Origin of the sequence: Streptomyces zaehneri, assembly GCF_032248645.1 — a bacterium.
Classification (GTDB): Bacteria; Actinomycetota; Actinomycetes; order Streptomycetales; family Streptomycetaceae; genus Streptomyces; species Streptomyces coriariae.
Window position 1 is genome coordinate 19026 of record NZ_JASTTJ010000048.1, and the last position, 8238, is coordinate 27263.

Consider the following 8238-nt stretch of genomic DNA (forward strand, 5'->3'; position numbering starts at 1 on the left):
GGCACGCGTCGCAGGTCACAGTTAGTCAAGTCCTCCGGATGGGAGGGCGGTCAGGGCCGCGGCGCGCTGCCGGAGGGGGACAGCGCGCCGACTGCCCGGCAACTGCGGGGAATGTTCCGCGTGTCGCGGGTACCCGAACAACAACACATCCCCGGAATCCAGGGAGTTGTTCGATGGCCGGCTTCGGAAACGGCACGCGCAGGTACCCCCGCTCACGTGGCCGCATGGGGTCACGGACCGGGCCGGATCGCGCGACGCTCGGCATCGTCGGCCTCGTCTGCGCGGTCGCCGGATTCTTCGCGCTGGGGATCATCCTCGGCCCGGCGGCGATCGTCTGCGGCTGGCTGGCCATGGGCCGCAGCTGGGCGGGTTCCCGTCCGGTCCCGGCCCTGGTCGCCGTCGCCCTCGGCGCGATCGACACCCTGCTGGCGATCATCTGGCTGGCGGGCGCGACCGGCACGGGCAACGGGCTGCTCTAGGGCCGGCCTTCGCCCTTCGGCCTACCGGGACGGCTGGTGGGCGGGCGGGGACCCGGGGCGCAGCGCCCCCTCCGGCCCGTCCCGCAGCGCCCCCTCCGGCCCGTCCCGCAGCGCCGCCACTTCCGCCCGCAGCGCCCGTACCTCCAGCGTCAGGGCCAGGATCGCCTCCGTCTGGGCGCGTTCCTCGATGTCGTCCTTGTCGAACCGGGCGATGAACCACGCGGCGATGTTCGCGGTCACGACACCGAGCAGCGCGATCCCGGAGAGCATCAGCCCGACGGCGATGAGCCGCCCCAGTCCGGTGGTCGGCGCGTGGTCCCCGTACCCCACGGTCGTCATCGTCGTGAACGACCACCACAGCGCGTCACCCAGCGTGCGGATGTTCCCGTCCGGCGACTCCCGCTCCACCGAGAGCACGGCGAGCGACCCGAACATCAGCAGCCCGACGACCGCCCCCACGACGTACGTCGTCATCCGGATCTGCGAGGCCATCCGCGCCCGCCGCCCCACCAGCAGCAGCGTCGAGACCAGCCGCAGCAGCTTGAGCTGCTGGGCCAGCGGCAGCAACACCGCGCACAGGTCCAGCCAGTGCGTGCGCACGAACCGCCGCCGGTCGGAGGCCAGGGCCAGCCGGACCACGTAGTCCAAGGCGAACGCCCCCCACACCACCCACTCGACCGCGGTGCAGACCGTGGTCAGCGTGTGGTCGGCCGAGGTGTCCACGATCGGCACGGCGTAGGCGACGGCGAACACCACGGCGAGGCCCAGCAACGGGCGCTGGGTCCAGAGCTCCCAGCGGCTCTGCGCCGATTGTTCTTGCATGCCCGCATCGTAAAGAACGAGTAAGGGGTGGTGAAGCCGCGGCTCCACCACCCCTTCGTGCGCAGAGCGCTACGCGTCGCCTCCGGCCGCCCCCGGGTCCGCCGCCGACACGTCCAGCAGCTGGTACCGGTCGATGGCCTGCTTCAGCAGCGACCGGTCGACCTTGCCCTCCTTGGCCAGCTCAGTCAGCACCCCCACCACGATCGACTGCGCGTCGATGTGGAAGAAGCGGCGAGCCGCTCCCCGGGTGTCCGCGAAGCCGAAGCCGTCCGCGCCCAGCGACTGGTACGTGCCCGGCACCCAGCGCGCGATCTGGTCGGGGACCGACCGCATCCAGTCCGAGACGGCCACGAACGGCCCCTCGGCCCCGGACAGCTTCCGCGTCACGTACGGCACCCGCTGCTCCTCCTCCGGGTGCAGCAGGTTGTGCCGCTCGACCTCGACGGCCTCGCGCCGCAGCTCGTTCCAGGAGGTCGCGGACCAGACGTCCGCCTTGACGTTCCACTCCTCGGCGAGGATCTTCTGCGCCTCGACCGCCCAGGGGACGGCCACGCCGGACGCGAGGATCTGCGCCGGGATCGACCCCGAGGTGCCCTCGCTGAAGCGGTGGACGCCCTTGAGGATGCCCTCGACGTCCACGTCGTCCGGCTCGGCCGGGTGCTGGATCGGCTCGTTGTAGACGGTCAGGTAGTAGAAGACGTCCTCACCGTGCGGGTGCTCGGCGGAACTGCCGTACATCCTGCGCAGACCGTCCCGCACGATGTGCGCGATCTCGAAGCCGAACGCCGGGTCGTAGGCGACACAGCCCGGGTTCGTCGAGGCGAGCAGCTGCGAGTGGCCGTCCGCGTGCTGGAGGCCCTCGCCGGTCAGGGTGGTCCGGCCGGCGGTCGCGCCCAGTACGAAACCGCGCGCCAGCTGGTCCGACATCTGCCAGAACTGGTCGCCGGTGCGCTGGAAACCGAACATCGAGTAGAAGACGTAGACCGGGATCAGCGGCTCGCCGTGGGTGGCGTACGCCGAGCCCGCCGCGATCAGGGACGCCGTGCAGCCGGCCTCCGAGATGCCGTCGTGCAGCATCTGCCCGGTCGGCGACTCCTTGTAGGCGAGCAGCAGATCCCGGTCCACCGCCTCGTACTGCTGACCGAGCGGATTGTAGATCTTCGCGCTCGGGAAGAAGGAGTCCATGCCGAACGTGCGGTACTCGTCCGGCGCGATCAGCACGAAGCGCTTGCCGAGTTCCTTGTCCCGCATGAGGTCCTTGAGGAGCCGCACAAAGGCCATGGTCGTCGCGATGGACTGCTGACCCGAGCCCTTCTTCACACTCGCGTACGTCTTGTCGTCCGGCAGTGCGAGCGGCTTCGAGCGCACGACACGGGTCGGGACATAACCGCCGAGACCCTTGCGGCGGTCGTGCATGTACTGGATCTCCTCCGAGTTCCGCCCGGGGTGGAAGTACGGCGGGAGGCCGCCCTCCAGCTCCTTGTCGGAGATCGGCAGGTGCAGCCGGTCGCGGAAGCCCTTGAGGTCGGCGACCGTCAGCTTCTTCATCTGGTGCGTGGCGTTGCGGCCTTCGAAGTTCGGCCCCAGCGTCCAGCCCTTGACCGTCTTGGCGAGGATGACCGTCGGCTGGCCGGTGTGTTCCACGGCCGCCTTGAACGCCGCGTAGATCTTCCGGTGGTCGTGACCGCCGCGTCCCAGGTGCAGGATCTGGTCGTCGGTCATGCCCTCGACCATCGCGCGCAGCCGCTGGTCGTCGCCGAAGAAGTGGTCGCGGATGTAGGCGCCGGACTCGGTGGCGTAGGTCTGGTACTGGCCGTCCGGCGTCGTGTTCATCCGGTTGACGAGGGTGCCGTCGCGGTCCTGGGCGAGCAGCGGGTCCCAGGAGCGGTCCCAGATCAGCTTGATCACGTTCCAGCCGGCGCCCCGGAAGACCGACTCCAGCTCCTGGATGACCTTGCCGTTGCCGCGCACCGGCCCGTCCAGGCGCTGGAGGTTGCAGTTGACGACGAAGGTCAGGTTGTCCAGGCCCTCACGCGCGGCGATGGTCAGCTGGCCGAGCGACTCCGGCTCGTCCATCTCGCCGTCGCCGAGGAACGCCCACACGTGCGACTTGGACGTGTCGGCGATCCCGCGCGCGTGCATGTAGCGGTTCATCCGCGCCTGGTAGATCGCGCCGATCGGGCCGAGACCCATCGACACGGTCGGGAACTCCCAGAAGTCCGGCATCAGACGCGGGTGCGGGTACGAGGAGAGCCCGTTCGGCGCCTTCGACTTCTCCTGGCGGAACGCGTCCAGGTTCTGCTCGCTCAGCCGGTCGAGCAGGAACGCGCGCGCGTAGATGCCCGGGGAGGCGTGCCCCTGGAAGAAGACCTGGTCGCCGCCGTCACCCTCGTCCTTGCCGCGGAAGAAGTGGTTGAAGCCGACGTCGTAGAGGGACGCGGAGGAGGCGAAGGTGGCGATGTGGCCGCCCACGCCGATGCCCGGCCGCTGAGCCCTGGACACCATCACGGCCGCGTTCCAGCGGGTCGCGTTGAGGATCCGGCGCTCGATCTCCTCGTTGCCCGGGAAGAAGGGCTCGGCCCGGGTGGGGATGGTGTTGACATAGTCCGTGCTGCGCATCTCGGGCACGGCCACACGCTTCTCGCGGGCCCGTTCGATCAGCCGGAGCATCAGATAGCGGGCCCGCTCCCGGCCGCGCTCGTCGATCGCGGCGTCGAGGGAGTCGAGCCACTCCTGGGTTTCCTCGGGGTCGAAGTCAGGAACCTGACTCGGAAGGCCGCCAATGATGATCGGGTTGCGATCGGATCCGGAAGCCACGCTGTTCCTTACCTGTCAGAGGGCTGGGTGGGACGGTGTTTCTCGTTCGTGCCTCGCGGGTGCCTCGCGGGGTGTCTCGCTGACTCTCCAGTGCCTGCACCGCCCCCATCGTGTACCTAGGGGCCGCAAACGTCATCTCTACCCCGAGGTAACCGGCACTCGTTCGAATCTCGTACCCTTGGATGGTTCTCAAATACGCAAACAGGGCAGATAGGTGTGGTGTACGTCACCATCCGTCCGAATCGCGTGCCTGGAGTTGCGTCGACACGGCCAGGATCGTCACCGTTTCGGCGGTCCGAACCGCCGGGTACTTGCGCGATCCGTCCCGTCCGTGTGGACTACGGCCAATGCTTCGCGCACGCGCGTGGCTGAGTAATTCCCCAAAACATGATCAGGAGGCAACCCGTGAGCGCGACCGCGGACCACGCGGAGGAGCGGACCAGCCCTGCCGTCAGGCTGGGTTTCCAGCCCGAGCAGGTGGTCCAGGAGATCGGCTACGACGACGACGTCGACCAGGAGCTCCGCGAGTCCATTGAGGAAGTCATCGGCAGCGATCTGGTGGACGAGGACTACGACGACGTCGCCGACGCCGTGGTGCTCTGGTTCCGCGACGATGACGGAGACCTGACGGATGCGCTGGTGGACGCCACCACGTACATCGAAGAAGGCGGGTCGATCCTCCTCCTGACGCCGAAGACCGGCCGTACGGGATACGTGGAGCCGAGCGACATCTCCGAAGCCTCGACGACTGCGGGTCTGTCGGCCAGCAAGAGCGTCAGCGTGGGCAAGGACTGGAGTGGCAGCCGGCTGGTGACGCCCAAGGCCGCGAAGTCCAAGAAGTGACGTCCAGGGAGTGACGTCCGAAGAAGTGATGTGAAGTGACGCCGGGCGGGCTGGGTCCTCGTACTCAGCCCGTCCGGCGGCCTTCCGTGGTCGCTGCGTAGGGTGGACTCACCCAGACAGCCCCACCGAAGGGAAAACCAGGCGATGGCGATCCAGGTCGGCGACAAGGCCCCCGACTTCGAGCTCAAGGACAACCACGGCCGGGCCGTGCGGCTCTCCGACTTCCGCGGGGGCGAGAACCCCAAGAACGTCGTCCTGCTCTTCTACCCCTTCGCCTTCACCGGCGTGTGCACCGGTGAGCTGTGCGAGGTGCGCGACAACCTGCCGAAGTTCGCCGACCGGGACACCCAGGTGCTCGCCGTCTCCAACGACTCCATCCACACCCTGCGCGTCTTCGCCGAGCAGGAGGGCCTGGAATACCCGCTGCTCAGCGACTTCTGGCCGCACGGTGAGGTGAGCCGCGCCTACGGCGTCTTCGCCGAGGACAAGGGCTGCGCGGTGCGCGGCACCTTCGTCATCGACAAGGAGGGCCTGGTGCGCTGGACCGTCGTCAACGCGCTGCCGGACGCCCGGGACCTCGGCGAGTACGTCGCCGCGCTCGACACCCTGTGATTCTTCGGCTCCAGGGCCTGCGTGGGGCGGGAACCCGTCACTAGGATCGACTCGTTGATCCGATATCCGACGCACCAGGGGCTCCCCGCCCCAGGACACCAATGGAGGACTTGTGGGAGTCAGCCTCAGCAAGGGCGGCAACGTATCGCTGACCAAGGAGGCCCCGGGCCTGACCGCGGTCATCGTCGGTCTGGGGTGGGACGTCCGCACCACGACCGGCACCGACTTCGACCTGGACGCCAGCGCGCTGCTGCTGGACAGCTCCGGCAAGGTCGGCAGCGACGCCAACTTCGTGTTCTTCAACAACCTCAAGAGCCCCGACGGCTCGGTCGAGCACACCGGTGACAACACCACCGGTGAGGGCGAGGGCGACGACGAGGCGATCAAGGTCAACCTCGCCGGCGTGCCGGCCGACATCGAGAAGATCGTCTTCCCGGTGTCGATCTACGACGCCGAGAACCGGCAGCAGTCCTTCGGGCAGGTCCGCAACGCGTTCATCCGCGTCGTGAACCAGGCCGGCGGCGCCGAGATCGCCCGCTACGACCTCAGCGAGGACGCGTCGACCGAGACCGCGATGGTCTTCGGCGAGCTGTACCGGCACGGTGCGGAGTGGAAGTTCCGGGCCATCGGGCAGGGCTACGCGTCGGGCCTGCGCGGTATCGCGCAGGACTTCGGCGTCAACGTCTGAGCCACCCGCGGGGATCGCAGGTCCGACCGTCCGGCGCCGTACCGTTTACGGGCGGCGCCGGACGCGCAGGACAACCGAAGAGGAAGCACCTGAGCACCACCTAGGGGAGGACCAGCAACTATGGGCGTCACGCTCGCCAAGGGAGGCAATGTCTCCCTGTCCAAGGCCGCGCCGAACCTCACTCAGGTGATGATCGGACTCGGCTGGGACGCGCGCTCCACCACCGGAGCCCCCTTCGACCTCGACGCGAGCGCGCTGCTGTGCAACAGCGGCCGGGTGATGGGGGACGAGTGGTTCGTCTTCTACAACCAGCTCACGAGCCCGGACGGCTCGGTGGAGCACACCGGCGACAACCTCACCGGTGAGGGCGAAGGCGACGACGAGTCGCTCCTGGTGGACCTCTCCAAGGTGCCACCCCAGTGCGACAAGATCGTGTTTCCGGTCTCCATCCACATGGCCGACGAGCGGGGTCAGACCTTCGGACAGGTCTCCAACGCGTTCATCCGCGTCGTCAACCAGGCCGACGGACAGGAACTCGCCCGCTACGACCTCAGCGAGGACGCCAGCACGGAGACCGCGATGATCTTCGGCGAGCTCTATCGCTACCAGGGCGAATGGAAGTTCCGGGCGGTGGGGCAGGGGTACGCGTCGGGGTTGCGGGGCATCGCTCTAGACTTCGGAGTCAACGTTTCGTAAAACCGAGTACGGCGCGGGGGAGAACCACCCCCAAGCTTCGCTTGGGGGGACCCCCAGACACGATTGGGTAGCCAGTGCTTCTGAAAACCTTCGGCTGGTCGTTCGCGGTCACCGCGCTCGGCCTGGTCGCAGCGGTCTTCTACGGGGGGTGGGAGGCCTTCGGCATCGTGGCGATCCTCTCCGTCCTCGAGATCTCGCTGTCCTTCGACAACGCGGTGGTCAACGCCGGGATCCTGAAGAAGATGAGTGCCTTCTGGCAGAAGATCTTCCTCACGGTGGGCGTTCTCATCGCCGTCTTCGGCATGCGGCTGGTCTTCCCCGTCGTGATCGTCGCCATCAGCGCCAAGATCGGCCCGATCGACGCCGTCGACCTCGCGCTCAACGACAAGGACCAGTACCAGCAGCTGGTCACCGACGCCCACCCGTCGATCGCCGCCTTCGGTGGCATGTTCCTGCTGATGATCTTCCTGGACTTCATCTTCGAGGACCGTGACATCCAGTGGCTGCGCTGGATCGAGCGCCCGCTGGCCAAGCTCGGCAAGGTCGACATGCTGTCGGTCTGCATCGCGCTGATCGTCCTGCTGATCACCTCCTTCACCTTCGCGGCCCACGCCCACCAGCACGGCGGCGCGCACGCCGACAAGGCGGAGACGGTACTGATCTCCGGCATCGCCGGTCTCATCACGTACATGGTCGTCGGCGGGCTCTCCGGCTACTTCGAGGACAAGCTCGAGGAAGAGGAGGAGCGCGAGCACGAGGAGGAGGAAGAGGCCGCGCGCACCGGCAAGAAGCGTTCGCCGGTCGTCCTGGCCGGTCAGGCCGCGTTCTTCATGTTCCTCTACCTCGAGGTCCTCGACGCGTCCTTCTCCTTCGACGGCGTGATCGGCGCCTTCGCCATCACCAACGACATCGTGCTGATGGCGCTGGGTCTGGGCATCGGCGCGATGTACGTCCGTTCGCTGACCGTGTACCTGGTCCGCCAGGGCACCCTCGACGACTACGTCTACCTCGAGCACGGCGCCCACTACGCGATCGGCGCCCTCGCCGTGATCCTCATGGTCACCATCCAGTACCAGATCAACGAGGTCATCACCGGCCTCGTCGGCGTCGTCCTGATCGGGTGGTCCTTCTGGTCCTCCGTACGCCGCAACCGCGCATTGGCGGCGGCCGAGGGAAAAGCCCAGGGCTCGGACGAGAAGACTGAGGTCTCGTCCGGGGTGTGATCACCTTTCGAGCGAGGAACGCTCTGAGCGGGGCGGCCGGTGAGGACGAGTCCTCACC

Annotated in this window: 8 protein-coding genes; 6 read left to right on the forward strand and 2 right to left on the reverse strand. The window is 67.8% G+C overall.

Features of this window, described 5'->3' with window-relative positions:
- The first annotated feature begins 173 nt into the window (after positions 1-173).
- Positions 174-479, forward strand: a complete 306-nt coding sequence (locus tag QQM72_RS40040; protein WP_307163084.1) for a small hydrophobic protein — start codon at positions 174-176, stop codon at positions 477-479.
- A gap of 21 nt (positions 480-500) precedes the next feature.
- Here QQM72_RS40040 and QQM72_RS40045 read toward each other — a convergent pair whose 3' ends face one another.
- Entirely contained in the window at positions 501-1301 is an 801-nt protein-coding gene (locus tag QQM72_RS40045; protein WP_314225728.1) for a potassium channel family protein, read from the reverse strand.
- 69 nt (positions 1302-1370) lie between these two features.
- Positions 1371-4118 carry a pyruvate dehydrogenase (acetyl-transferring), homodimeric type gene (aceE, locus tag QQM72_RS40050; protein WP_314225729.1) on the reverse strand — a complete coding sequence of 916 codons (2748 nt, stop codon included), beginning with the start codon at positions 4116-4118 and terminating at the stop codon, positions 1371-1373.
- A gap of 405 nt (positions 4119-4523) precedes the next feature.
- Here aceE and QQM72_RS40055 point away from each other — a divergent pair, with 405 nt between their 5' ends.
- The 5 genes from QQM72_RS40055 to QQM72_RS40075 all read left to right on the forward strand — a co-directional run bounded on the left by QQM72_RS40055 (position 4524) and on the right by QQM72_RS40075 (position 8180).
- Positions 4524-4961: a DUF3052 domain-containing protein gene (locus QQM72_RS40055; RefSeq protein WP_020126915.1), complete on the forward strand. Its 438-nt coding sequence runs from the start codon at positions 4524-4526 to the stop codon at positions 4959-4961.
- Positions 4962-5105: 144 nt separating this feature from the next.
- Entirely contained in the window at positions 5106-5573 is a 468-nt protein-coding gene (locus QQM72_RS40060; RefSeq protein ID WP_314225730.1) for a peroxiredoxin, read from the forward strand.
- A 112-nt stretch (positions 5574-5685) separates the two neighbouring features.
- Positions 5686-6261, forward strand: a complete 576-nt coding sequence (locus tag QQM72_RS40065) for a calcium homeostasis/redox stress adaptation protein (protein ID WP_020126913.1) — start codon at positions 5686-5688, stop codon at positions 6259-6261.
- Positions 6262-6381: 120 nt separating this feature from the next.
- On the forward strand, positions 6382-6957 hold the full coding sequence (locus QQM72_RS40070; protein WP_314225731.1) for a TerD family protein: 576 nt from the start codon (positions 6382-6384) through the stop codon (positions 6955-6957).
- 74 nt (positions 6958-7031) lie between these two features.
- A complete protein-coding gene (locus QQM72_RS40075; RefSeq protein WP_314225732.1) occupies positions 7032-8180 on the forward strand; it encodes a DUF475 domain-containing protein in 1149 nt (382 codons plus the stop codon).
- Positions 8181-8238 lie beyond the last annotated feature (58 nt).

Excerpts from the sequence above, each read along its gene's own strand:
- QQM72_RS40040 (WP_307163084.1), top strand. The coding sequence starts at position 174 with ATGGCCGGCTTCGGAAACGGCACGCGCAGGTACCCCCGCTCACGTGGC.
- QQM72_RS40045 (WP_314225728.1), bottom strand. The coding sequence starts at position 1,301 with ATGCAAGAACAATCGGCGCAGAGCCGCTGGGAGCTCTGGACCCAGCGC.
- QQM72_RS40060 (WP_314225730.1), top strand. The coding sequence starts at position 5,106 with ATGGCGATCCAGGTCGGCGACAAGGCCCCCGACTTCGAGCTCAAGGAC.
- QQM72_RS40070 (WP_314225731.1), top strand. The coding sequence starts at position 6,382 with ATGGGCGTCACGCTCGCCAAGGGAGGCAATGTCTCCCTGTCCAAGGCC.